General features: G+C 63.7%; 26 protein-coding genes and 2 tRNA genes. 19 read left to right on the top strand and 9 right to left on the bottom strand.

Annotated elements, in window-relative coordinates:
* The first annotated feature begins 257 nt into the window (after positions 1-257).
* A complete protein-coding gene (locus tag KSS94_RS11245; RefSeq protein ID WP_225935867.1) occupies positions 258-1,817 on the top strand; it encodes a hypothetical protein in 1,560 nt (519 codons plus the stop codon).
* A gap of 46 nt (positions 1,818-1,863) precedes the next feature.
* Here the strand turns inward: KSS94_RS11245 and KSS94_RS11240 are convergent, their stop codons facing one another.
* The 3 genes from KSS94_RS11240 to KSS94_RS11230 form a co-directional block, all read right to left on the bottom strand.
* Positions 1,864-2,775 (bottom strand): c-type cytochrome, encoded by a 912-nt coding sequence (locus KSS94_RS11240; protein WP_217843045.1) that lies wholly within the window; start codon positions 2,773-2,775, stop codon positions 1,864-1,866.
* Complete coding sequence (locus KSS94_RS11235; RefSeq protein ID WP_217843044.1) at positions 2,772-3,422, bottom strand: c-type cytochrome; 651 nt, start codon at positions 3,420-3,422, stop codon at positions 2,772-2,774. The genes KSS94_RS11240 and KSS94_RS11235 overlap by 4 nt, the downstream gene beginning before the upstream one ends.
* 145 nt (positions 3,423-3,567) lie before the next feature.
* Positions 3,568-3,927, bottom strand: coding sequence for a hypothetical protein (locus tag KSS94_RS11230; protein ID WP_217843571.1), 360 nt, complete (start codon positions 3,925-3,927; stop codon positions 3,568-3,570).
* A gap of 161 nt (positions 3,928-4,088) precedes the next feature.
* Between KSS94_RS11230 and KSS94_RS11225 the strand changes: the two genes are divergently transcribed.
* The 8 genes from KSS94_RS11225 (at position 4,089) to csrA (ending at position 9,852) form a co-directional block, all read left to right on the top strand.
* The gene (locus KSS94_RS11225; protein WP_217843043.1) at positions 4,089-4,391 is read left to right on the top strand and encodes a DUF1883 domain-containing protein; all 303 of its coding nucleotides are present in this window, start codon (positions 4,089-4,091) and stop codon (positions 4,389-4,391) included.
* Positions 4,392-4,398: 7 nt separating this feature from the next.
* Positions 4,399-4,569 (top strand): hypothetical protein, encoded by a 171-nt coding sequence (locus KSS94_RS11220; RefSeq protein ID WP_217843042.1) that lies wholly within the window; start codon positions 4,399-4,401, stop codon positions 4,567-4,569.
* A gap of 27 nt (positions 4,570-4,596) precedes the next feature.
* Positions 4,597-5,694: an NAD(P)H-dependent flavin oxidoreductase gene (locus KSS94_RS11215; RefSeq protein WP_217843041.1), complete on the top strand. Its 1,098-nt coding sequence runs from the start codon at positions 4,597-4,599 to the stop codon at positions 5,692-5,694.
* A gap of 109 nt (positions 5,695-5,803) precedes the next feature.
* Positions 5,804-6,562 carry a molybdate ABC transporter substrate-binding protein gene (gene modA, locus KSS94_RS11210; RefSeq protein WP_217843040.1) on the top strand — a complete coding sequence of 253 codons (759 nt, stop codon included), beginning with the start codon at positions 5,804-5,806 and terminating at the stop codon, positions 6,560-6,562.
* A complete protein-coding gene (modB, locus tag KSS94_RS11205) occupies positions 6,562-7,242 on the top strand; it encodes a molybdate ABC transporter permease subunit (RefSeq protein ID WP_217843039.1) in 681 nt (226 codons plus the stop codon). The genes modA and modB overlap by 1 nt, the downstream gene beginning before the upstream one ends.
* 1 nt (position 7,243) lies before the next feature.
* Positions 7,244-8,335: a molybdenum ABC transporter ATP-binding protein gene (gene modC / locus KSS94_RS11200; RefSeq protein WP_217843038.1), complete on the top strand. Its 1,092-nt coding sequence runs from the start codon at positions 7,244-7,246 to the stop codon at positions 8,333-8,335.
* A gap of 55 nt (positions 8,336-8,390) precedes the next feature.
* The gene (locus KSS94_RS11195) at positions 8,391-9,401 is read left to right on the top strand and encodes a DNA topoisomerase IB (protein WP_217843037.1); all 1,011 of its coding nucleotides are present in this window, start codon (positions 8,391-8,393) and stop codon (positions 9,399-9,401) included.
* Positions 9,402-9,660: 259 nt separating this feature from the next.
* Entirely contained in the window at positions 9,661-9,852 is a 192-nt protein-coding gene (csrA, locus tag KSS94_RS11190) for a carbon storage regulator CsrA (protein ID WP_217843036.1), read from the top strand.
* 74 nt (positions 9,853-9,926) lie between these two features.
* Here the strand turns inward: csrA and KSS94_RS11185 are convergent, their stop codons facing one another.
* Genes KSS94_RS11185 through KSS94_RS11175 form a run of 3 tightly spaced genes read right to left on the bottom strand, consistent with a single transcriptional unit; the run spans position 9,927 to position 12,899 of the window.
* A complete protein-coding gene (locus KSS94_RS11185; RefSeq protein ID WP_217843035.1) occupies positions 9,927-10,280 on the bottom strand; it encodes a response regulator in 354 nt (117 codons plus the stop codon).
* Positions 10,281-10,292: 12 nt separating this feature from the next.
* On the bottom strand, positions 10,293-11,738 hold the full coding sequence (locus KSS94_RS11180; RefSeq protein ID WP_217843034.1) for an ATPase domain-containing protein: 1,446 nt from the start codon (positions 11,736-11,738) through the stop codon (positions 10,293-10,295).
* A gap of 6 nt (positions 11,739-11,744) precedes the next feature.
* A complete protein-coding gene (locus KSS94_RS11175; RefSeq protein ID WP_217843033.1) occupies positions 11,745-12,899 on the bottom strand; it encodes a two-component system sensor histidine kinase NtrB in 1,155 nt (384 codons plus the stop codon).
* 145 nt (positions 12,900-13,044) lie between these two features.
* On the opposite strand from KSS94_RS11175, the gene KSS94_RS11170 reads away from it, so the two are divergent.
* From KSS94_RS11170 to KSS94_RS11160, 3 genes are all read left to right on the top strand, one after another.
* Positions 13,045-13,257, top strand: coding sequence for a hypothetical protein (locus KSS94_RS11170; RefSeq protein WP_217843032.1), 213 nt, complete (start codon positions 13,045-13,047; stop codon positions 13,255-13,257).
* 94 nt (positions 13,258-13,351) lie between these two features.
* Positions 13,352-13,436, top strand: a tRNA-Leu gene (locus KSS94_RS11165).
* A 106-nt stretch (positions 13,437-13,542) separates the two neighbouring features.
* Positions 13,543-13,956 carry a DoxX family protein gene (locus KSS94_RS11160; protein WP_217843031.1) on the top strand — a complete coding sequence of 138 codons (414 nt, stop codon included), beginning with the start codon at positions 13,543-13,545 and terminating at the stop codon, positions 13,954-13,956.
* Positions 13,957-13,978: 22 nt separating this feature from the next.
* Here the strand turns inward: KSS94_RS11160 and KSS94_RS11155 are convergent, their stop codons facing one another.
* Positions 13,979-14,170 carry a hypothetical protein gene (locus KSS94_RS11155; RefSeq protein WP_217843030.1) on the bottom strand — a complete coding sequence of 64 codons (192 nt, stop codon included), beginning with the start codon at positions 14,168-14,170 and terminating at the stop codon, positions 13,979-13,981.
* A gap of 243 nt (positions 14,171-14,413) precedes the next feature.
* Here KSS94_RS11155 and KSS94_RS11150 point away from each other — a divergent pair, with 243 nt between their 5' ends.
* The 5 genes from KSS94_RS11150 to KSS94_RS11130 all read left to right on the top strand — a co-directional run bounded on the left by KSS94_RS11150 (position 14,414) and on the right by KSS94_RS11130 (position 17,747).
* Positions 14,414-15,088: a polysaccharide lyase family 7 protein gene (locus KSS94_RS11150; protein WP_217843029.1), complete on the top strand. Its 675-nt coding sequence runs from the start codon at positions 14,414-14,416 to the stop codon at positions 15,086-15,088.
* A 146-nt stretch (positions 15,089-15,234) separates the two neighbouring features.
* On the top strand, positions 15,235-15,666 hold the full coding sequence (locus KSS94_RS11145) for a hypothetical protein (RefSeq protein WP_217843028.1): 432 nt from the start codon (positions 15,235-15,237) through the stop codon (positions 15,664-15,666).
* Positions 15,667-15,891: 225 nt separating this feature from the next.
* Complete coding sequence (locus tag KSS94_RS11140) at positions 15,892-16,563, top strand: hypothetical protein (RefSeq protein ID WP_225935866.1); 672 nt, start codon at positions 15,892-15,894, stop codon at positions 16,561-16,563.
* Between the two features lie 74 nt (positions 16,564-16,637).
* A complete protein-coding gene (locus tag KSS94_RS11135) occupies positions 16,638-17,261 on the top strand; it encodes a tetratricopeptide repeat protein (protein ID WP_225935865.1) in 624 nt (207 codons plus the stop codon).
* 69 nt (positions 17,262-17,330) lie between these two features.
* Positions 17,331-17,747 carry a hypothetical protein gene (locus tag KSS94_RS11130; protein WP_217843025.1) on the top strand — a complete coding sequence of 139 codons (417 nt, stop codon included), beginning with the start codon at positions 17,331-17,333 and terminating at the stop codon, positions 17,745-17,747.
* 79 nt (positions 17,748-17,826) lie between these two features.
* On the opposite strand, the gene KSS94_RS11125 is transcribed toward KSS94_RS11130, so the two are convergent.
* Both KSS94_RS11125 and sohB read right to left on the bottom strand, forming a co-directional pair.
* Positions 17,827-17,900: transfer RNA gene (locus tag KSS94_RS11125), tRNA-Cys, on the bottom strand.
* Positions 17,901-18,045: 145 nt separating this feature from the next.
* Entirely contained in the window at positions 18,046-19,059 is a 1,014-nt protein-coding gene (gene sohB, locus KSS94_RS11120) for a protease SohB (protein WP_217843024.1), read from the bottom strand.
* A gap of 198 nt (positions 19,060-19,257) precedes the next feature.
* Here sohB and KSS94_RS11115 point away from each other — a divergent pair, with 198 nt between their 5' ends.
* Positions 19,258-19,971: a histidine phosphatase family protein gene (locus KSS94_RS11115; RefSeq protein WP_217843023.1), complete on the top strand. Its 714-nt coding sequence runs from the start codon at positions 19,258-19,260 to the stop codon at positions 19,969-19,971.
* Positions 19,972-20,026: 55 nt separating this feature from the next.
* Positions 20,027-20,344: an SCP2 sterol-binding domain-containing protein gene (locus tag KSS94_RS11110; RefSeq protein ID WP_217843022.1), complete on the top strand. Its 318-nt coding sequence runs from the start codon at positions 20,027-20,029 to the stop codon at positions 20,342-20,344.
* The last annotated feature ends 70 nt before the right edge of the window (positions 20,345-20,414 follow it).

The following is a 20,414-nucleotide window of genomic DNA, read 5'->3' as shown; positions in this document are numbered from 1 at the left end:
TCACCAGCTGCACCGAACGGCCCGCCTTCATGGCGGGCTGTTTCGTTTCTTGCAGCCGGCTGTGGTGTACTGCCTGCCCCGGCCTCATCGCCGGCAAGCCGGCTCCTACAGATGCCTTGCAGGCCTGAAGGCCATGCGATCCCTGTAGGGGCCGGCTTGCCGGCGATGGGGCCCGCACAGCAAGACCCTGGCCTTCTACAGTTTGCTGCCGGCCCGCCGATATCATGGCTGTATTCATTTTTGCGCGAAGGACAGCGATGATGAACCCGGTCAACACGGCGATAAGGCTTGCGCCCCTCTATGTCGCACCTACTCAGGCCACCAGCACCCGACAGGCCACCACCGCCATCGACACCCCCGCCACCCAGGTCAGCCTCGGCCGGGACACCCGCGCCACCGATGCCGATACCTATTCGTCCCTGCGCACCCCAGCCGTGCGCTATGCCTGGCAGAACGAAAACGCTCTCGACAAGCTGAGCATGAAGATGTACGGCAGCGTCACCGGCACCAGCATCGGTGCACGCTTCCAGGGCCTGGGCGCGTCGCTGATCGAACAACTGGCCGCCAACGGCGGCCAGCGGGTTTCCCAATCGGCGCTGGTGGTGAGCGACAGCAGCGCAACCAGCCCGGGCGCACTTGAGCTGCAACGGGCCAACCTGCGCGAGCACGCCAGCAACAGCATCACCCTCAACCTCACCACCGCCTCTGGCGCCACCGTTACCATTGGCCTGTACAGCGACGAGCAAGGCCTGGCCGTGGACGCCTCGGTCGCCAATGGCGAGCTGGACGCAACAGAGCTCAAGGCGCTGGCGAAGATCGCCGACGGTTTCCAGCAGGCCGTTGACGGCCTCGCCCAGGAACCCCCGAGCCTGAAGCTCGACGGCCTGCTCCAGGTCGACCAGAGCCTGTTCACCGGCATGCAGATGAATGCCAGCCTCAAGCTTGCAAGCGGTGAGCAGCAAACTTTCGACCTGCGCCTGGACGGCAGCCAGCGCAGCCTGAACCTGCAGGGCCCTGACGGCCAGGTAAAACTTGAACTCGACAGCCAGGATGGCGCGCTGCTGGGTAACCAGGCGCAACGTTCAGCGGCGCTGGACAACTACCTCACCCAGTTCGACGCGGCCCGGCAACGGGGCCAGGGCGACAAGCAGCTGAACACCCTGTTCAAGGATGCCTTCCGCCAGCTCAACAGCGTGGATGACGACAGCACCCGCCCGGCCAACCACGACTGGAAGATGAACACCCTGAGCCGTTCGTTGCTAAGCGGCCTGGCCGACTTCAAGGCGTCGATCAGCCAGACCACCGACGCCCCCAACCCGATGCGCCAGGATGAAGTGGACCACTTCGACTACAGCGTTTCGCAGAGCACCGGCAAGGTTGGCACGGGCAACAACTTCTCGGTGCAGCAAGACCAGCAATCAAGCCTCAAGGCTGCCTGGCACACCAGCCTGGACCCAAGGGTGGAGCTGCTGCTGACCCGCGACAGCAAAACCCAGAACTACCGCTACTACCAGGTGAACGACCAAGCAAGCAGCAGCACCCGCACCAGCATCGTCGACGGCGCCCTGCAAGCCGCCAGCACCACCCGTGAGGCTAGCCAGAGCGAGCGGGTGCAGGAGTATGTGAAGGGTGACCTGAAGTCCGACAAGACCACCGCCGACACCGAGCGCAAGGCGCAAGACCAGCGCAACCTGATCGATACCCTGCTGGAGCGCGATACCCGCTCGCGCAAACTCAAGGGCATCTCGAGCTTTGCCCAGGACATGGCCAGCAACAGCCGGCAGTGGCTGCTTCAGGGCAACCCTTCACGCCTCTGAAAAACGCCGGCCGGCGCGCCAGACAAGCGCGCCGGCCGACGCAGGTTCAGCGGGTGCTGCCCTGCCCGATCAGTACGCCATTGACCTTTTGCCCGTACAGGTTGACGCCGTCGTTGGCGTGGAACTTCAAGCGGGTCTTTTCCACCGAACCTTCCACCAGGCGCGGGTCCTGCGGGCGTTCGTGGCGGTTGACCCAGGCGGCCACGTCCCATGCCTGCTGGTCGCTCAAGCTGCCGGGCCGGCCCAGCGGCATGTTGTACTTGATGAACGACGCCGCCGTGTTGATACGGTGCATGCCCGCGCCCCAGTTGTACGAGTCGTTACCCCACAGCGGCGGCATCACGTACTCGCCGGCTACCTTCTGGCCTTCGCCATTGGCCCCGTGACAGATCGCACACTGCTCGGCGTACACCTGCTGGCCACGCTTGAAGTCGTAGCCTTGCGCCGGCTGCGGCACTTCGGGGTAACCGCGCCCAGCCAGCTCCACGGCGGTCGGTGCCTGGGTCGAGAGCCAGTAGGCATAGACGCTCAATGCCGTCATCTGCGGGCTGTCGGCGGCAGGCGGCTTGCCGTTCATGCTGAACTGGAAGCAACCTTGGATGCGCTCGGCGAAGGTGTTGACCTTGTCGTTTTTCTTGCGATAGGCCGGGTACATCGGGTACGCGCCCCACAACGGTGCCGAATGGGCCATGCGCCCCTGATCAAGGTGGCAGTTGCTGCAGTTCATGCCATTGCCCACGGCATCCGGCATCAGCCGCCGGGTATCGACGAACAGCGCGTGGCCCTCGCGGACCAGCTTGCCGAAGGCGTTGTCGGGGATCGTACTCTCAGCGGGCGGCACGAACTGCGGCGCGGCAGCAACGCCCGGCACCTTGAGCTGCGACTGGTCCGGCATGGCAATGGGTGTGGCCTGGGCGCCGGCCATGAACAGCAACGAGAGTGGCAACAGTGCTTTCATGGCCTGGCCTCCTGGTGAGCGGGCTGGGCGAAGTAGCCGGCCAGTGCCTCGACCTCGCTGTCGCTGAGCGCCTTGGCGACGTTGACCATCAACTGGTTGGGGTCGTTGCTGCGGGTCCCAATGCGCCAGGCTTGTAGTTGCGCCGCCAGGTAGGCCGCCGGCTGCCCGGCCAGAGGCGGGAAGTGCTCGCCGACACCACTGCCGCCCGGCCCGTGGCACTGCACGCAACCGGGCAGTTGCCGGCCCCAGTCGCCATACAGTGCCAGGCGGGTCAGCGGGTCTGTGGCTATCTGCTGGCGGCGCAGGTCAGGTGCCGGGTCTGCCGGCAGTTGCGCAAGGTAATGGCTGACGGCGTCGATTTCTGCCTCATCCAGGGCCTTGGCCAGGGGCTCCATTACCGCCTGCTTGCGGCTGCCCTGGCGGAAATCACGCAACTGCTTGGCCAGGTAACCGGCCGGCAGCCCGGCCAGGCGAGGGAAACCGGCGGCGGCAATACCTTTGCCATCCACCCCGTGGCAGCCCATGCAGGCCATGGCGGCGGGGTTCTGGCCACCCCGGTTGAAGATCGCCTGGCCATCGGCGGCATGCGCCAACGGCCCGGCCAGGATCAGCAGGCTGCCGATCGCGACGCGACTCAATGGGTTCATCACGGAGGTTCCTTTTCCTTGTTATAAGCTTAGACTCAAACGGCATAAGCCAATGAATACTAGGCCCCATCGCCGGCGTGCGACAACCTGCCGCCGGCAAGGAAAAGGGCAGAACCCCCGCTATTCACGCATTTACTGAGCTGGATCAACTACCAGAGATACAAGCCGTCGCCGCTTCGCGCACATCGCCCAGACGCAGCGGGAAGTTGCTCAACCGCTCGTGCACCTTGATCGCGCTGCCGCTGCCGCGCTTGTCGATGTCCAGCAGCGCCGCAGGGCCGGCATTGGGGGTCAGCTTCTGCGGCACGATCAGGCGCAGGTCATCGCCGCGCTGCTCTTCCTGCAACGCATCACGGCTGCCGTGCAGGCGCTGCTTGACGCAGTCGGCGTACTCGCGCGGCGTCTTACCAGACATCACATCCAGGGTTTCATGGGTCTGCTCCAGGTCTGCCACGCTCGTGCAGCCACCCACCATCAAGGCAAAACCCATCACCAGCCATTTCATGCAAACGCTCTCCCACTTCAAATTCATGCTCTGACCACACCTGGGCGGATTTACTCCCCGATGTGGCAGAAATCTCACAGCCCGGACCAGCCGGGGCGCAAGTGTACCCCCACATCGTGATATCTTTCCTGTTTGCTGAACCAATCTTTGCGGAGCACCCCATGAAATTCGTACACCAGCGCGAGCATCTGAACGAAGACGACATCGTCGTCGTCGAGGGTTCCCAGCGCTGCAATATCCGCCTGATGAACGACGCCAACTTCCGCAGCTTCAAGAACGGCGGCCGCCACACTTACCACGGCGGCCACTTCGATAAACTGCCAGCGAAGATCAACGTGCCCAGCACCGGCTTCTGGAACATCACCATCGACACCGCGACCACACGGCCGATTTCGGTGACCCGCAAGCCCGCCTCCACCTACAAGATCAAGATCATTCGTCGCTCGTCGTCGAAACTCGGATGAAACCTGCATGACCCAGACCACCAAGTACGTCATCAAATACAAGCTCGACGGCCAGCGCCGCTGGGATTTCGCGCTGATGCCCGACGCATCGCTGGAACAGGCCCAGGAGGCCTTGCGCAAGATCCACGGCGAAGACGCCGAGAAGATCAGCGACATCCAGGTCAGCAAAGCGCTGTAAACACCCGCCGCACTCAAGGAGTCGCCCATGAGCACCTGGCAAGACCGCCGCATCCTCGACCTGCTGAACATCGAGTTGCCCATTCTCCAGGCGCCCATGGCCGGCGCCAGCGGCTCGGCCATGGCAATTGCCGTCGGCACCGCTGGCGGTCTGGGCGCCCTGCCCTGCGCCATGCTCAACGAAGCGCAACTGCGCGGCGAGATCGATACCTTTCGCAGCGCCTGCCAGGGCCCGCTGAACCTGAACTTCTTCTGCCACCAGCCACCGCCCCCGGAGCCTGAGCGCGATGCGCGCTGGAAACAGGCGCTAAAGCCCTACTACGACGAACTCGGCGCCGACTACCAGGCGCCGACGCCGGTGTCCAACCGAGCGCCGTTCGACGAGCAGGCCTGCCGGCTGGTGGAAGAGTTGCGCCCCGAGGTGGTCAGCTTCCACTTCGGCCTGCCCCAGGCGGCCCTGCTGCAACGGGTCAAAACCAGCGGCGCCAAGGTGCTGTCCAGTGCCACCACGGTGGAGGAAGCACTGTGGCTGGAGCGCCACGGCTGTGATGCGATCATCGCCATGGGCCTGGAGGCCGGTGGCCACCGCGGCATGTTCCTGAGTGACGACATCACCAGCCAGGTCGGCACCTTCGCCCTGGTGCCGCAGATCGCCGACGCCGTGAGCCTGCCGGTGATCGCTGCGGGCGGCATTGGCGATTACCGTGGGCTACGGGCGGCGCTGGCCTTGGGCGCCTCGGCGGTGCAGATCGGTACCGCCTACCTGTTCTGCCCCGAAGCCAAGGTTTCGCCTGCCCACCGCCGGGCGCTGGACAGTGCGCCGGCCAGCGATACTGCATTGACCAACCTGTTCACCGGCCGCCCGGCCCGAGGCATCAATAACCGCATCATGCGCGAGCTGGGGCCGATGAGCCCGCTGGCGCCGCGTTTTCCTTTGGCTGGCGGCGCACTGATGCCGCTGCGGGCGATCAGCGAGCCCCGGGGCAGCAGTGAGTTCAGCAATATGTGGGCTGGGCAGGGGTTGCGGCTGGGGCGGCAGATGGGAGCCGGGGAATTGACCCGGGAGATTGCTGAAATGGCCGCTGGCGTCATCGCCGGCAAGCCGGCTCCTACAGGGGCCGCTTAAGGGCCGGCTGCCGGCGATGGGGCTCCATCAGGCATTCCCCCTTCCCGACGGATGGCTTATCGCTATATATTCAGATACATAACGATAACCGCCCCAAGGAGCCTGCTTCATGCGTATTCGCCTGCCCCACCTGGCCGCCACTGCTCTGGCCAGCCTGATCTCCCTCAACAGCGCCTGGGCCGATGAAGTACAGGTCGCAGTAGCAGCCAACTTCACCGCGCCCATCCAGGCCATCGCCAAGGACTTCGAGAAGGATACCGGCCACAAGCTGGTCGCCGCCTATGGCGCCACCGGCCAGTTCTACGCACAGATCAAGAACGGCGCGCCGTTCGAAGTGTTCCTGGCTGCCGACGACACCACCCCGGCCAAGCTTGAGCAGGAAAAAGAGATCGTTGCAGGTTCGCGCTTCACCTACGCCATCGGCACCCTGGCCCTGTGGTCGGCCAAGCCTGGCTACGTTGACGCCAAGGGTGACGTGCTGAAGAAGAACGAATTCAAGCACCTGTCCATCGCCAACCCGAAAGCTGCCCCCTACGGCCTGGCCGCCACCCAGGTGCTGGACAAGCTGAAGCTGACCGAGGCCACCAAGGCCAAGATCGTCGAAGGGCAGAACATCACCCAGGCCTTCCAGTTTGTCTCCACCGGCAATGCCGAACTGGGCTTCGTCGCCCTGTCGCAGATCTACAAGGACGGCAAGGTCAGCGAAGGTTCGGCGTGGATCGTACCGTCCAGCCTGCACGACCCGATCCGCCAGGACGCCGTCATCCTCAACAAGGGCAAGGACAACCCAGCAGCAAAAGCCCTGGTCGAATACCTCAAAGGCCCGAAAGCCGCTGCGGTGATCAAGTCGTACGGTTATGAAATCTGATGCCGCTGGATGCCAGTGACCTGGGTGCGGTCTGGCTGACCATCAAACTGGCCAGCCTTACCACCGCCATCCTGCTGGTGGTGGGCACGCCCATCGCCTGGTGGTTGGCGCGTACCCGCTCCTGGCTGCGCGGGCCGATCGGTGCGGTGGTAGCCCTGCCCCTGGTGCTGCCACCGACGGTGATCGGCTTTTACCTGCTGCTGGCCCTGGGGCCCCATGGCTGGATCGGCCAGGGGCTGCAGGCGCTGGGCCTGGGCACGGTGGTGTTCAGCTTCACGGGGCTGGTGATCGGCTCGGTGGTGTACTCCATGCCCTTCGTGGTGCAGCCACTGCAAAACGCCTTCGGTGCCATCGGCCAGCGGCCGCTGGAGGTGGCGGCCACCTTGCGCGCAAGCCCCAGGGACACCTTCGTCCATGTGGTGCTACCGCTGGCCCGGCCCGGTTTCATCACCGCCAGCATCCTCGGTTTTGCCCACACCGTGGGCGAGTTCGGCGTGGTGCTGATGATCGGTGGCAACATCCCCGACAAGACACGCGTGGTCTCGGTACAGATCTTCGATCACGTCGAGGCCATGGAATACGCCCAGGCCCATTGGCTGGCCGGGGCGATGCTGGTGTTCTCCTTCCTGGTGCTGCTGATGCTTTACGCTGGCCGCCGTGGCAAGGCTGGCTGGAGCTGAGATGAGTGCATCGATACAAGCGCGGCTGAAACTGGCGCGCGACGACTTCACCCTGGACGTCGACCTGCAGTTGCCCGGGCGCGGCATAAGCGCGCTGTTCGGCCACTCCGGCTCCGGCAAGACCTCCTGCCTGCGCTGCCTGGCCGGGCTTGAGCGCGCAGCCAGCGCCTACATCGAGGTCAACGGCGAAGTCTGGGAGGACAGCGCCAACGGCCTGTTCATCGCCCCGCACAAGCGCCCGGTGGGCTATGTGTTCCAGGAAGCCAGCCTGTTCCCGCACCTGTCGGTGCGCGGCAACCTGGAGTTCGGCTGGCGGCGCATTGCGCCCAACGAACGCAAGATCAGCCAGGACCAGGCCTGCCAGCTGCTGGGCATCGGCCACCTGCTCGAACGCAAGCCGGCCACCTTGTCCGGCGGTGAAGCACAGCGGGTGGGCATCGCCCGGGCCTTGCTCAGCAGCCCGCGGCTGCTGCTGATGGACGAGCCGTTGGCTGCGCTGGACAGCGCGCGCAAGCGCGAAATCCTGCCGTACCTGGAGCGCCTGCACGACGAGCTGGACATCCCGCTGGTGTACGTCAGCCACTCACAGGATGAAGTGGCGCGACTGGCCGACCACCTGGTGCTGCTGGAGCACGGCAAGGCCGTGGCCAGCGGCCCGATCAGCCAGACCCTGGCGCGCCTGGACTTGTCGCTGGCCCAAGGCGAGGACGCAGGTGTAGTGCTCGAAGGCGTGGTGATCGGGCACGACCCGCATTACGGGCTGTTCGAGCTGCGCCTGCCCGGTGGTGAAGGCCCGTTGCTGCGCATCGCCCACCCCGATCTGCACGTGGGCAGTACCCTGCGGCTCAAGGTGCAGGCCCGTGACGTAAGCCTGGCGCTGGCCGCCGACAGCGCCTCGAGCATCCTCAACCGCCTGCCTGTGCGGGTGCGCGAATGCCGCGCCGCCGACAACCCGGCCCACGTACTGGTGAGCCTGGAGGCCAGCGGCAGTGCGCTGCTGGCGCGCATTACCCGCTATTCGGCAGAGCAGCTCGGGGTACGGCCTGGCCAGGCGCTGTGGGCGCAGATCAAGTCGGTGGCGCTGCTGGGCTGAGCAACCGGGCAGCAGGCGTTGTCCATTGAGCAGAGCCACTTGATGGACTGCGCCGATGAGCGACTGCCCGCTGCCTGCCAGCCTGCATTATGTCGACGACACCCAGCCCGGCCTCAGCCGCCGCCGCTGGCGTGACCGTTTTCACTATTTCGATACCGAAGGCGCGCGCATCCGCGACGCCGATACCCTGGCGCGCATCGCCGCGCTGGTGATCCCGCCGGCCTACACCGAGGTGTGGATCTGCGCTGACCCGCAAGGCCACCTGCAGGCCACCGGCCGCGATGCCCGCGGGCGCAAGCAGTACCGCTACCATGCGCAGTGGCGCGAACTGCGCGATGGCCACAAGTACGGGCGCATGTTGGCCTTCGCCCAAGCGCTGCCGGGCCTGCGCAGGCAACTGGAGGTACACCTGGCCCGCCCGGGGCTGGACCGGGAAAAAGTCATGGCGCTGGTGATCAGCCTGCTCGACAGCACGCTGATCCGCATCGGCAACCGCCGCTACCTGCGCGACAACCGCTCATACGGCCTGACCACCCTGAACAACCGCCACGTCAAGGTGCAGGGCAGTACCATCCGCTTCCAGTTCCGCGGCAAGCGCGGTGTGGAACACGACGTCACCCTGCGCGACCGGCGCCTGGCGGCGCTGCTCAAGCGCTGCATGGAGCTGCCCGGCCAGGCGCTGTTCCAGTACCTGGATGCCGACGGCCAGCGCCACAGCATCGGCTCCACCGAGGTCAACCAGTTCCTCCAACAACTGACCGGTGCCGATTTCACCGCCAAGGACTACCGCACCTGGGCCGGCAGCAGCCTGGCACTGAGCCTGCTACGGCCACTGGCCTGGGAGCCGGACAGCGAGGCCCGGCGCCAGGCCGCGGCAATCGTGCGCCAGGTGGCCGCGCGGCTGGGCAATACACCGGCCGTGTGCCGGCGCTGCTACATCCACCCCGCCGTGCTGGAGCACTACCACCTCGGGCGCCTGGGCCTGCTGCCGCGCGTCCGTCGACGCAAGGGCCTGGAGGTCGACGAAGTGGCACTGCTTCGATTCTTACAAACACTGGCGCCGTAACGTTGATTGAAACCAACTATTTACCCCATCACGCAAGGAAATTTCCCATATCCGGCCATTCCCCCTATCCTTGCCACCGAGCACCTTCGCCGATGAATCACCACGACTTTCATCGGCACCTGCAAAAGAAGACACGCAACAGAATTTGTCTGCCGGGGAATTACTAACCGCCGAAAGCGTCTTTAATGAGAAGGAAGAGGGACAGGCTCCCACCGCAGGGCAAAGGCCTCGCGGTTTCTATATCACCAAGGAGAACTACATGCTGATACTCACCCGCAAGGTTGGCGAAAGCATCGTCATCAACGATGACATCAAGGTCACCATTCTGGGCGTCAAGGGGATGCAAGTGAGGATCGGTATCGATGCGCCGAAAGATGTCCAGGTGCATCGTGAAGAGATTTTCAAGCGTATCCAGGCGGGCAGCCCGGCACCGGAAAAGCACGACCAGTAAACTGACAGCCAACGCATCGAGCCGCACGGACGCGACTGATCGAATGCCCGCCCACGCGGGGAGCCTCCTGAACCTCAGGTGCCCAGCAATTCGCGCACCTTGGCGATCATCCTGTCCATGTCGAACGGCTTGTCGAACGCGGCGGCGAACAGCCCGGGGCTCGCCTGGTTCGCCTGTGCGCCACTCATGAGAATCACCGGCAGATGCTCGAGCTGCGGCGCGTCACGTATTGCCCGCGCCAGTTCCTCACCATTGAGCACCGGCATCATGTAGTCGGTGATCACCAGGTCCACATGCTTTTCCTGCAGGGCATCCAGCGCCTTGCGCCCGTTGCTGGCCTTTTCCACCAGATAACCTTCATCCTCCAGGGCAAAGCCGAGGATGTCGGCAATCAGGTATTCGTCATCGACGATCAGGATGGTGTTCATGGCCCTGCCCCGTCAGCGATCCCCCTGGGGGACCGCCGTCCCGCTGAGCACCCCGGCGGCGCCCTCAAAGGCGGGCCTGAGGGTTATGCCCTGGGCGCCCAGGTAAAGTGCCTGCAGTGACGGATCGTGGTCGCTGTCGCGTACCTTGACGATTGACAGCACCCGATGCAGGCGTGCTTCGAGCTCGGCCAGGCGCAGCAGAACCAGGTTATCGACGATACTCGACAGGTCCGGCGCCGGCGCGGTGATCTCGGCGCCGAAAATATCGCGCATTTCCCAGGTCAGCAGCACGGTCACATCCCGCGCCCGCAACTCGCCGGCCAAGGCGCGGAAAAACGCATTCAGGCGGGGCGGGTCCAGCGCCAGCCGGCCAAAGGCGCCCAAGCTGTCGATGACCACGCGCTTGGCTCCCGACGCCTGCACCTGCTCCAGCAAGCGCGCGCCCACCTGGTCGAGCAAGCCTTCGGTAGTGGGCTGCCAGCACAATTGTACGGCGCCGCTGCGCTCCAGCTCACCCAGGCCCAACCCCAGGGCCTGCGCCTTCAGTCGCAGCCGCGCCGGGGTTTCGTAGAAGCCAAAATGCAGCCCTGGGGACTCCCGACTGGAAGCTGCCAGAAAAGCGATGCCCAGTGCGGTCTTGCCGACCCCAGAAGGCCCCATCAGCAGGCTGACCGAGCCTTGGGCCAGGCCGCCACCGAGCATGCGGTCCAGGTCGGGCACACCGGTACCCACCTTGTCGAGGGTCTGCCCGCCGGGTTGGCTGGGGTGGCTGTACAGCGACTCCAGGCGTGGAAACACCTGCAGGCCGTCTTCGCCGATCAGACATTCGTGGCGACCCGACAGGGCAGCACTGCCACGGGTCTTGCGCAACTGCACATGGCGTACGGCGGTGTTGCCGACCAGGTGTTCGCTGAGCTCGACCACCCCGTCTACCATGGTGTGCTCCGGGCTGCCCTCCTCCAGCCGGGCACTGGTGAGCAGCATCACCGTGCAACCGGCAAAGGCTGCGTGGCCCTGCAATTCGGACACGAACTTCTTGGTGTCCAGGCTGGTGGTAGCGCGGGTACGGGCGTTGAGCAAACCGTCGACGATCAATAATGAGGCCTGATGCCGGGCGATCTCCTGGCGCAACAGGCGCACCACCGCTTCCAAGCCGTCCTGTTCGAGCGTGTCGAAAGCACTGACGAACTGGATGGTATCGCCCACCTGCTGGCGGTCGAAAAAACTCAAGGTCGACAAGTACTGGAACAAACGCTCGTGGGACTCGCTGAGCAAGGTCGCCACCAGCACCCGCCCGCCTTCGCGCGCGTGGTTGCAGGCCAGCTGGTTGGCGAGGATGGTCTTGCCCGAGCCCGGGTGGCCCTGGACGATATAGGACGCCCCCACCACCAGGCCGCCCTTGAGCAGCGCATCGAGCCCCTGAATGCCGGTGCGCAGGCGCTTGAGTTGTTCAACCATGGCAAATTATCCGTCAGTCGGGTTGGCATCGAGGCAAGCCGGCAGGTAGAGGCTCATGCAGGTGCCCTGCCCCGGCTGGCTGCTGACGCAGATGGCACCGTTGCTCTGCTTGGCGAAGCCGTACACCTGGCTCAGGCCCAGGCCGGTGCCTTTACCGAAGGCCTTGGTGGTGAAAAAGGGCTCGAAGATCCGCGGCAGCACCAGCGGGTCGATGCCCTGGCCGTTGTCATGCACGGCAAAACGCACGAAATCGCCATGCAAACCTTCCACTTCGCCGCCCAGTTGCACCTGCTCCACCAGCAGGCGGATCTGCCCCTGCTCGGGGATGGCATCACGGGCGTTGAACATCAGGTTGAGCAGCACCATCTGCAGTTGCCCGGCGTCGACCTCGATCATCGGCAGGCCTGGCTGGACGCTTTCAAGCAGCTCGATATCGCGGGGCAAGGCATGCTCCAGCAGGCTGCGGGTGGACTCGACCACTGCCGCCGGAGCGATGCGCGCCTCGGTCAGTTGCCGGTGGCGGGCAAAGCTGAGCAGTTGCTGGGTCAGCTCGGTACCGCGCTGGCCGGCATCGAGGATATGATCGAGCAGGCGCCGGGTACGTGCCGGGTCCTGGCTGGTAACCGCCAGCCGGGCCGAGCTGAGAATGATGGTCAGCAGGTTGTTGAAGTCATGGGCAAGGCCCCCGGTCAGTTGCCCCAGTGCCTCGAGCTTTTGCGCCTGAAACAGTTGCGCGCGCATGGCATCGAGCTGCAACGCCGACTCGCGCCGGTCGGTGATATCGCGGGTGACCTTGGCCAGGCCGATCACCTGGCCGTGCTCGTCGCGAATCACATCCAGTGCCGCCAAAGCCCAGAACTGCGTGCCATCCTTGCGCACCCGCCAGCCTTCATCCTGGGCTACGCCCTGCTCCAGCGCCTGGCGCAACAGCCGGGCAGGCCGGCCGTCAGCGCAATCCTGCTCGGTAAAAAACAGCGCAAAGTGCCGGCCGATCACCTCGTCGGCGTGGTAACCCTTGATGCGCTGGGCACCGGCGTTCCACGACACCACGTGACCAGTGGGGTCGAGCATGTAGATGGCGTAGTCCACCACGGCCTGAACCAATTGTTCATAGCGCGCTTCAGGCATGACGGAGTGGGCGGGGCGGTCCGCTGAAACCATGGGAGCTCCACAAGCACCGCAAAAGGACATATTGAGCGTAGTCATAAAGTGCTGCCGGCACCGTGACTATTGACAGCCCAGGGCATGGTCGCCTGCTTGCAATTTCCCTATAGTGGGCCGGCACCGCCCACCACAAGGATGTTCCATGCCATCGCCCCCCCGCATGCAAGGGTTGCAGAACGACCTGCTGCGCACCGCCAGTGACCTCGACCTGTTGTCCGAAGCCCTCGATGGGCACGCCCGCTACCTGCGCCACTCCATCCACAAAGCCGACGCCCCGGTGCTCGATGAACACGCCCAGGGGCTGCGCGACTCGGCCGGCAACATGCGCGAGCTGGCCAGCACCATCACACCCTGATGCTGCTGGCTGATTGACGCTTGTATATCAATAGGTTATAAAGCGCGCTTGGTTGCCAAGGCCTTCTGTTATCGAAGCCTGGGCGGTCAAACGTGCGAGTGTGGTGGAATTGGTATACACAGCAGACTTAAAATCTGTCGGCGTGAGCCTTGCGGGTTCGAGTCCCGCCACTCGCACCAAATTATTGTCGTTGAAGGCGCCCATGCGGCGCCTTTTTCGTACCCGCCGGAAATCCGCCACCCAGCTGCTAGAGTGGACAGTGTCACCGTCCACCGGAGCGCCACCATGCGCCATGCACTGCTCGAAGGGCAACGCGACATCGTCCTGCTGCTCGCCCGCGTTCTGCTGATGATTTTGTTCGTGCTTGCCGGCTGGGGCAAGCTGACCGGCTTCGAGGGCACGGTCGGCTACATGACCTCCCTCGGCGCGCCCATGCCGACCCTGGCCGCCGCAGTGGCGGTGATCATGGAGTTCGTGGTCGGCATCTTGCTGATCCTGGGTTTCTACACCCGGCCACTGGCGCTGCTGTTCGCCCTGTTCGTGCTGGGCACCGCGTTGATCGGCCACCCGTTCTGGAACATGGTCGACCCCGAGCGCAGCGCCAACATGACCCAGTTTCTGAAAAATCTCAGCATTATCGGCGGGCTACTGGCCCTGGCCGTTTCCGGGCCTGGGCGTTTCTCCCTCGACAAAGGCTGACGCAGGATGGGCGACTGCGGCGTCAATCGTCGCAGTCGTCGTGCCAGGCCGGGTGCTCGTCGTCTTCGTCGTCGAAATCATCCTGCAGTTCTTCATCTTCCTCGACCTCGTCCAGCGCACCGTAGGCGTCGGCTTCGGGGTCATAGCCATCATGGAACTCAGGGTCGAGCAGGTGATCGTGCTCGGGTTCGTGCAGGTCGTCTTCGTCGTGCATCACAGGCTCCGCTTCTACAGGCGTGCCTGTATAGGCCCATGTGCGCCGCCGGTCAATGGCCAGCGGCGTTAACCCTCACTTAACCGACAAGGCGCAGCCTTGAGGCTCTCCCTTCAATACGTCCTTTGCCCGCCCTCCCCTGGCGGGCTTTTTTTTGCCCCTCATCCATTGCCTTGAACTTTGCTCCCGCTTGTTTGGATCGCACAGGTGCAGGACCTGTTTTTTCTTCAAGGAGAAAGCGAAATGGCTGTGAATATCGACAACCTCATCATCACCACCCCGCTGCCGAAATCGCCGACCAACCCGGTGGCCCTGGAAGTCACCGGCGCCCAGGCGCTGGCCACCCTCAGCAATGTGGTAAGCCGCCTGAGCGACGGCTCGGTGCGCCTGAGCGCCCCGACCAAGGGCGCCTCGAGCAAGAGCACCCACCGCACCCGCTGCGAATGGAAGGAGGCCGTGTACTGGGCGCTGGGCAGCGCCGCCCGCCACCGCAACCACCAGCGTATGGTGCTGGAAAAGGTCAACGCCGCGAAAAAAGTGGTGATTTCACAGATGCACGTGAAGGACGACGACAGCCCGGTGATCAAGGTGTTCTGGAACAACGGCAAGATCACCCTGGGCTTTCGCCAGGACTTCAACCAGGTGACCCCGCTCAGCGCCAACGTGCTGGCTGAAGTGCCGCTGGGCACGCCGTTCGACATCACCATCGAGACCACCTCTGCAGGCGTCGCCACGGTGACCGCCACCTGCAACGGCCGCACGGCCGGCTCCGGCCCGCTGCAAATGACCGCCAGTTGGAATGCACGAACGTTCAACTTCCATGGCGGGGTGTACAACCAGGTGGATTACAGCGAGACCACACCGGCTGATGAGGGGTCCGTGTGTGTGATCAGCCAGCTTGAGCTGAGCCACCAGTAACGCGATGCGGCCACGCCTGCGGGCGTGGCCACTGCCGCTGCACATTTGCCGACAATAACAGTGAGGCACTTAGCCATCATTTGCTGTAGGATGCCGCCGCCCGCCCCGGAGCGCGGGACAAACCATTGAAAAACCAAGGAATTACAATGCCCCTGATGCGCCACCTGTTTGCCGCCTGCCTGATCGCCCTGACCACCGGGTGCGCCACCGGGTTGAACTCCGTACAAGAGCAGGAGCTGGGCTACTACCGCGCGCAGAACATGGCCGTCGAAGAGAAGAGCCCCGGTGGCGCCGCTGCCTTTGGCCTGCTGCCGGGTGGCGGCTCGTTCTATGGCCGGGCGTACGGGTATGGCGTGGTCAACCTGCTGCTGTGGCCCATCTCGATCCTGTGGGACCCGGTCAGCGGCTACAACGCTGCAGAATCGCTCAATTACCAGGCCAGCCGCGCGCACGTCTCACGCCTGAAGAAAAGCAAGATGGACGAACTGGACGGACAACTGCTGGGCGAAGCCATCACGGCGCAGCAGTACACCATCGAGAAACGCAAGATCGATGAAAAATTCAGTAACGGTTATTGAGGGGCCGGGGCCAGGAGCTTTCACGAAATTCTGACATCAGCGAAGGCAGACTGGCCTGGCTTCGATACGTTCTGTTCAACCCGCCAGCTCCCTGTTGGCGGGTTTTCTTTTGCCTGCAGCTTGGGCACGCCTGACGGCGCCAGCCGTTACACCAGCACAGCCTCCCCCTATAAAGCTTTCGACATTTCTGCCGAAAACCTTGCTCCCCCTTCACGGATGATTCACATGTTCCGCTCCCTTCTTGCCGGTGTGGCGTTGCTTGCCGCAGGTGCCACCTGCGCAGCCCCGGCCCGCACCGTCAGCACACCCGAACAGTTGCTGACCGAATTCTCCCGCTGCGATGCGCAGTTCTTCCAGAGCCTGCGCGATGCGCGCCTGCCCGCAGGCACCTTGCGCCTGAGCGACTATGGCCCGGTCAAGGCACCGACGATCATGAGCCCGCTGCAGGAAGGCGGCACCTACCAGCACTTCGAGAAGCCGCTGGTCGTCAACGGCGTGCCGTTGATCGGTTACTACAACCAGGCTCAGACCATCAAGGATGTCGGCAACTTCCTGTTTTGGGGGTTCGTGGCTGATGGCGCGCCGCAAGAGGTAGCCGCCAAGCTCAAGCCGCTGATCATTGACTCGCAACGTTTCGTCAGCCAGGGCAAGACCACCACCCGCGCCGAAATTCGTCGCGTCGGTGACCCGATCGGGCAATGGCGCACCGAGGGCCTGACCGGCCCCGGCGTCGCTACGCCGTTCGGTTTCGTCGACCGCGTGCTGATGGTCGACGCCGGCGACAGCACCCCACCGCTGGCAGGGCACACTACCGTGTTCTGTTCGCTTCAAGGCACCGTGACCGCGCCTCTGCTGCAGGTCTACCGCCCAGACCTCAATGCCCATCTGCTCGACTGACAAGGATGCCTCTGATGAATGCTCGCTGGCCCACGCTGATCGCCTGCTCAGTCATCCTTGCCGGATGTGCAGGCATGCAGAACCCACAAAGAGCCAACCTGGCCCACTGCTCCAATCAGCTCAAGGCATCCAAAGCCGCCGATTACGCCCTGGTGCTGCAGGAAGGCGATCTGTGCCTGCAGAAGAACACCCTGCCCGCCAAGCTGGAACGGGTGATCCATCTGGTGCAGGCCGACGCCTACAGCCAGCTCGAGCGCTACCCCGAGGCCGTGGCCGCCCAGGAAAAGTCCATGCAGTTCGGTACACCTGAACCGCGGGCCTACCTGGACTTGAGCGCCATGTACCGCGACGCCGGCAACCCGCAAAAAGCCCTGGAACTGGTGCAACACAACCTCGACAACGGGTTGGGCGAAGCCGGCAAGGGCACTGGCTTCCACATGCCGACCTACTATCACCTGGGGCTGGCGCTAACCGACCTTGGGCAGTACCGGGAAGCGGCAGAAGCCTTCAGTACCGGCCTGCAGCGCCAGCCGGACTATGCCTGGGCCTTCTATGCCCGCGGCGTTGCCTATGACCACCTGGGTAACCAGGAAGACGCCAAGGCCGATTTCACCCGGTTCTCGAAGATGGCCAACAAAAAGTTCGTGGGTGAAAAGCAGCAGGCCAAGCTTGCCGAGTACAAGATCGTCATGCCGTAGAGGCGCAGCGGTTTTGACGGGGCGTGTGGGCCGGGCAGATGACGTCAACCCCGGCCAAGGGGGGATGCCATGGATATCAACAGGCTATTGAAGAAGCGCCAGTTGAATGTGCAGGAGCAGAATGCGCTCACTGCACATTTCATCACGTCTTCCGCCAAAGCCTGGCGCGAACAAGGTATTCCCGCCTGCCTGGCCCAGTACGCAGAAAGCCAGGGCGTGTGCTGGTCAGGCAGCATTGTTCTGACTCTGGACGTCGACTTCCCCGGTATGGCACGACTGGCCGGGCGGCTGCTGACGCAGAATGAGCGATTCATCGACTTCGAACTCGATACCGACATCACGCACCACACGCTTTTAGCGGTGGAGCAGTGGGAGGATGTTTCTGCCGAGCAGGATCTCTCGCTGTCAAAGCGAGGTACAGGGAAAGGCTACGGTGCCATAGCGCTGGAGGTAAGGCGACGTTTGCTGGGAGTGTCGGCACTTTGAATGCGTATTGGTTGACGATTGGGTTTTCAGCGCGCAAAGAAAAACCCCGCAGACGTTAATCTGCGGGGCTTTCGAATAGTGGAGGCCGAGGTCGGAATCGAACCGGCGTAGACGGATTTGCAATCCGGAGCATAACCACTTTGCTACTCGGCCTCAAAGTTCGGAGTCAGCTTTCGCTATCTCCTTGAAACCGCTGGGCTTTTTCAAGCTAGCTGCGTTTCGATGGACGCCATTATGTCGGCATTCGATGCACCTTGCAACCCCCTTCAAGAAAAAAATCTTCAAGGGGTTCAAGGTGTTAGCGCAACCGCCCGAGTTTGCTCCACAAACCTACCAGGGTGTTCTCCACCGCGCCGCTGGCAGCGACGCCAATACGCTCCTGCAGGCTCTTGCGTTCGGCGTAGCGCAGGTGGAACAGGCTCGCGTCGCGGGCGCGGCGGCTCAGGTACTCGTCGCTGGTGCCCAGTTCGTCCACCAGTTGGCGGTTGAGTGCGGCAACCCCCAGCCACACTTCGCCAGTGGCCACCTCGTCGATATGCAACTGCGGGCGGTAGCGGGCGACGAAGTCCTTGAACAGCTGGTGGGTGATGTCCAGGTCTTCCTGAAACTTCTCCCGGCCCTTTTCGGTGTTTTCGCCGAACACGGTCAGGGTGCGCTTGTGCTCACCGGCAGTGATCACCTCAAAGTCGATGTCGTGCTTTTTCAGCAGGCGGTTGACGTTGGGTATCTGCGCCACCACGCCGATGGAACCGAGCACGGCGAACGGCGCGCTGACGATTTTCTCGCCGATGCAGGCCATCATGTAGCCGCCGCTGGCCGCGACCTTGTCGATGCAGATGGTCAGCGGAATGCCGGCTTCGCGAACGCGCGCCAGCTGCGAGGCGGCCAGGCCGTAGCTGTGCACCAGGCCACCGCCGCTTTCGAGGCGCAGTACCACTTCGTCGCGGGGGGTGGCGAGGGTGAGCAGTGCGGTGATTTCGTTACGCAGGCTTTCGGTGGCCGAGGCCTTGATGTCGCCATCGAAGTCGAGCACGAACACCCGGCCCTTCTCTTCGGGCTTTTTCTTCTGCTTTTCTGCCTTTGCCTGCTGCTTGCGCAGGGCCTTGAGCTCAGCCTTGTCGAACAGGCCCGACTCCAGGCGCTCGCGCAGCTCTTTATAGAACTCGTTCAGCCGGGTGACCTGCAACTGCCCGCCCGGTTTGCGCCGGCGGTTGCCACGAAGGCCGGCGATGGCCGACAGCACCACCAGGATGGCGATCACCAGGGTGGCGGTTTTGGCGAGAAAGCTTGCGTATTCGGCAAGAAACTCCACATTGACTCCTTGATAGACCAGCGCCCTTCGGGCGCGAAACGTAGCCAAGCATACCGATGCGCAAACCCCTCTGCCAGCCAGGGAAAACGCCAGCAACACAGTTCAAACAAGCTTTTCAAACGCTTGTATGTTTTTTCGTTGACAGCCTGCCTGGGGCATCCTACCCTCGCAGCAACTCCAACCGGGCCGGACCTTACCGTGGGCAACCTCTACCTGATCCGACATGGCCAAGCCTCCTTCGGTGCCGACAACTACGACGTGCTGTCGCCCGTAGGCGAACGCCAGAGCGTGGCACTGGGTGAACACCTGGCCCGGGTTGGCCTGCGTTTCGACCGTTGCCTGGCCGGCACCCTGCGTCGCCAGCAGGATACCGCCCGCCTGGCGCTGCATGCCATGAACGAGCAAGGCGTCGACGTACCTGCCATAGAGACCGACCCGGCGTTCAACGAGTTCGACGCCGACGGCGTGATCCGTGCCCTGCTGCCCGGCCTGCTGCCGGACGAGCCCGAGGCCCTGCATATTTTGCGCAACGGCGCCCAGCACCGCAGCGAGTTCCAACGCCTGTTCGCACTGATGGTGCAGCGCTGGCACGCCGGCGAGCATGCCGACGACGCCCACCTGGAAACCTGGCAAGCCTTCACCGGCCGGGTTGGCGCCGGCCTGCAACGCCTGCTGGCAAGTGCCGCCAGCGGCGACGACATCGCCCTGTTCACCTCCGGTGGCACCATCGCCGCCCTGCTCCACCTCACCACCGCAATTACGCCGGCCCAGGCCTTCGCCCTGAACTGGCAGATCATCAACACGTCGCTCAGCCACTTGAAGTTCCGTGGCCGCGACGTGGCCCTGGCTTCCTTCAACAATCAAGCCCATGTGCAGCTGTTGAGGGCGCCGGAGCTCATCACCTATCGATGAGCCCGGCCTGTTTTGTCCCTGTGGGACGCGAATATCACTCTATAAGGAATGCGCCATGACCTCCGTAGCTGATGCCGTGAAGAAGATGCAAGAGAAGTTCAACCCAGCCGCTGCCGCCGGCCTGGACCTGGTGTTCGGCTTCAACATCACCGACGAAGGCAAGCAATACGCGCTGATCGTCAAGGACGGCACCTGCGACCTGCAGGAAGGCGAAAACCCCGATGCCAACTGCACCCTGGTGATGGACAGCGAAACCCTCAAAGGCATCGTCAGCGGCGAGACCGACGGCATGCAGGCCTTCATGGGCGGCAAGCTGCGCGTCGAAGGCGACATGATGCTGTCGATGAAGCTCAGCGAACTGTTCCCCTCCTGATCGGCGCTGCTGATTGCAATGCAAAAAACCGAAGCCTTGAGTGCTTCGGTTTTTTTTGCTCCGGAGGAAG

The organism is Pseudomonas fakonensis (assembly GCF_019139895.1).
Lineage (GTDB): Bacteria > Pseudomonadota > Gammaproteobacteria > Pseudomonadales > Pseudomonadaceae > Aquipseudomonas > Aquipseudomonas fakonensis.
Note: the sequence above shows the minus strand (reverse complement) of the source record. Positions and strands in the feature narration are given on the sequence as shown.

What these genes read in the sequence shown, in the direction of transcription:
- KSS94_RS11230 (WP_217843571.1), bottom strand. Translation starts at nt 3,927, where the DNA reads ATGAAATGGCTGGTGATGGGTTTTGCCTTGATGGTGGGTGGCTGCACG.
- KSS94_RS11140 (WP_225935866.1), top strand. Translation starts at nt 15,892, where the DNA reads ATGTTCCGCTCCCTTCTTGCCGGTGTGGCGTTGCTTGCCGCAGGTGCC.
- KSS94_RS11220 (WP_217843042.1), top strand. Translation starts at nt 4,399, where the DNA reads ATGACCCAGACCACCAAGTACGTCATCAAATACAAGCTCGACGGCCAG.
- KSS94_RS11135 (WP_225935865.1), top strand. Translation starts at nt 16,638, where the DNA reads ATGCAGAACCCACAAAGAGCCAACCTGGCCCACTGCTCCAATCAGCTC.
- KSS94_RS11215 (WP_217843041.1), top strand. Translation starts at nt 4,597, where the DNA reads ATGAGCACCTGGCAAGACCGCCGCATCCTCGACCTGCTGAACATCGAG.
- KSS94_RS11155 (WP_217843030.1), bottom strand. Translation starts at nt 14,170, where the DNA reads ATGCACGACGAAGACGACCTGCACGAACCCGAGCACGATCACCTGCTC.
- KSS94_RS11245 (WP_225935867.1), top strand. Translation starts at nt 258, where the DNA reads ATGATGAACCCGGTCAACACGGCGATAAGGCTTGCGCCCCTCTATGTC.
- KSS94_RS11130 (WP_217843025.1), top strand. Translation starts at nt 17,331, where the DNA reads ATGGATATCAACAGGCTATTGAAGAAGCGCCAGTTGAATGTGCAGGAG.
- KSS94_RS11175 (WP_217843033.1), bottom strand. Translation starts at nt 12,899, where the DNA reads ATGGTTTCAGCGGACCGCCCCGCCCACTCCGTCATGCCTGAAGCGCGC.
- modC (WP_217843038.1), top strand. Translation starts at nt 7,244, where the DNA reads ATGAGTGCATCGATACAAGCGCGGCTGAAACTGGCGCGCGACGACTTC.
- KSS94_RS11225 (WP_217843043.1), top strand. Translation starts at nt 4,089, where the DNA reads ATGAAATTCGTACACCAGCGCGAGCATCTGAACGAAGACGACATCGTC.
- KSS94_RS11110 (WP_217843022.1), top strand. Translation starts at nt 20,027, where the DNA reads ATGACCTCCGTAGCTGATGCCGTGAAGAAGATGCAAGAGAAGTTCAAC.
- KSS94_RS11160 (WP_217843031.1), top strand. Translation starts at nt 13,543, where the DNA reads ATGCGCCATGCACTGCTCGAAGGGCAACGCGACATCGTCCTGCTGCTC.
- KSS94_RS11240 (WP_217843045.1), bottom strand. Translation starts at nt 2,775, where the DNA reads ATGAAAGCACTGTTGCCACTCTCGTTGCTGTTCATGGCCGGCGCCCAG.
- modB (WP_217843039.1), top strand. Translation starts at nt 6,562, where the DNA reads ATGCCGCTGGATGCCAGTGACCTGGGTGCGGTCTGGCTGACCATCAAA.
- modA (WP_217843040.1), top strand. Translation starts at nt 5,804, where the DNA reads ATGCGTATTCGCCTGCCCCACCTGGCCGCCACTGCTCTGGCCAGCCTG.
- KSS94_RS11170 (WP_217843032.1), top strand. Translation starts at nt 13,045, where the DNA reads ATGCCATCGCCCCCCCGCATGCAAGGGTTGCAGAACGACCTGCTGCGC.
- KSS94_RS11195 (WP_217843037.1), top strand. Translation starts at nt 8,391, where the DNA reads ATGAGCGACTGCCCGCTGCCTGCCAGCCTGCATTATGTCGACGACACC.
- KSS94_RS11145 (WP_217843028.1), top strand. Translation starts at nt 15,235, where the DNA reads ATGCCCCTGATGCGCCACCTGTTTGCCGCCTGCCTGATCGCCCTGACC.
- KSS94_RS11150 (WP_217843029.1), top strand. Translation starts at nt 14,414, where the DNA reads ATGGCTGTGAATATCGACAACCTCATCATCACCACCCCGCTGCCGAAA.
- KSS94_RS11235 (WP_217843044.1), bottom strand. Translation starts at nt 3,422, where the DNA reads ATGAACCCATTGAGTCGCGTCGCGATCGGCAGCCTGCTGATCCTGGCC.
- KSS94_RS11180 (WP_217843034.1), bottom strand. Translation starts at nt 11,738, where the DNA reads ATGGTTGAACAACTCAAGCGCCTGCGCACCGGCATTCAGGGGCTCGAT.
- KSS94_RS11185 (WP_217843035.1), bottom strand. Translation starts at nt 10,280, where the DNA reads ATGAACACCATCCTGATCGTCGATGACGAATACCTGATTGCCGACATC.
- csrA (WP_217843036.1), top strand. Translation starts at nt 9,661, where the DNA reads ATGCTGATACTCACCCGCAAGGTTGGCGAAAGCATCGTCATCAACGAT.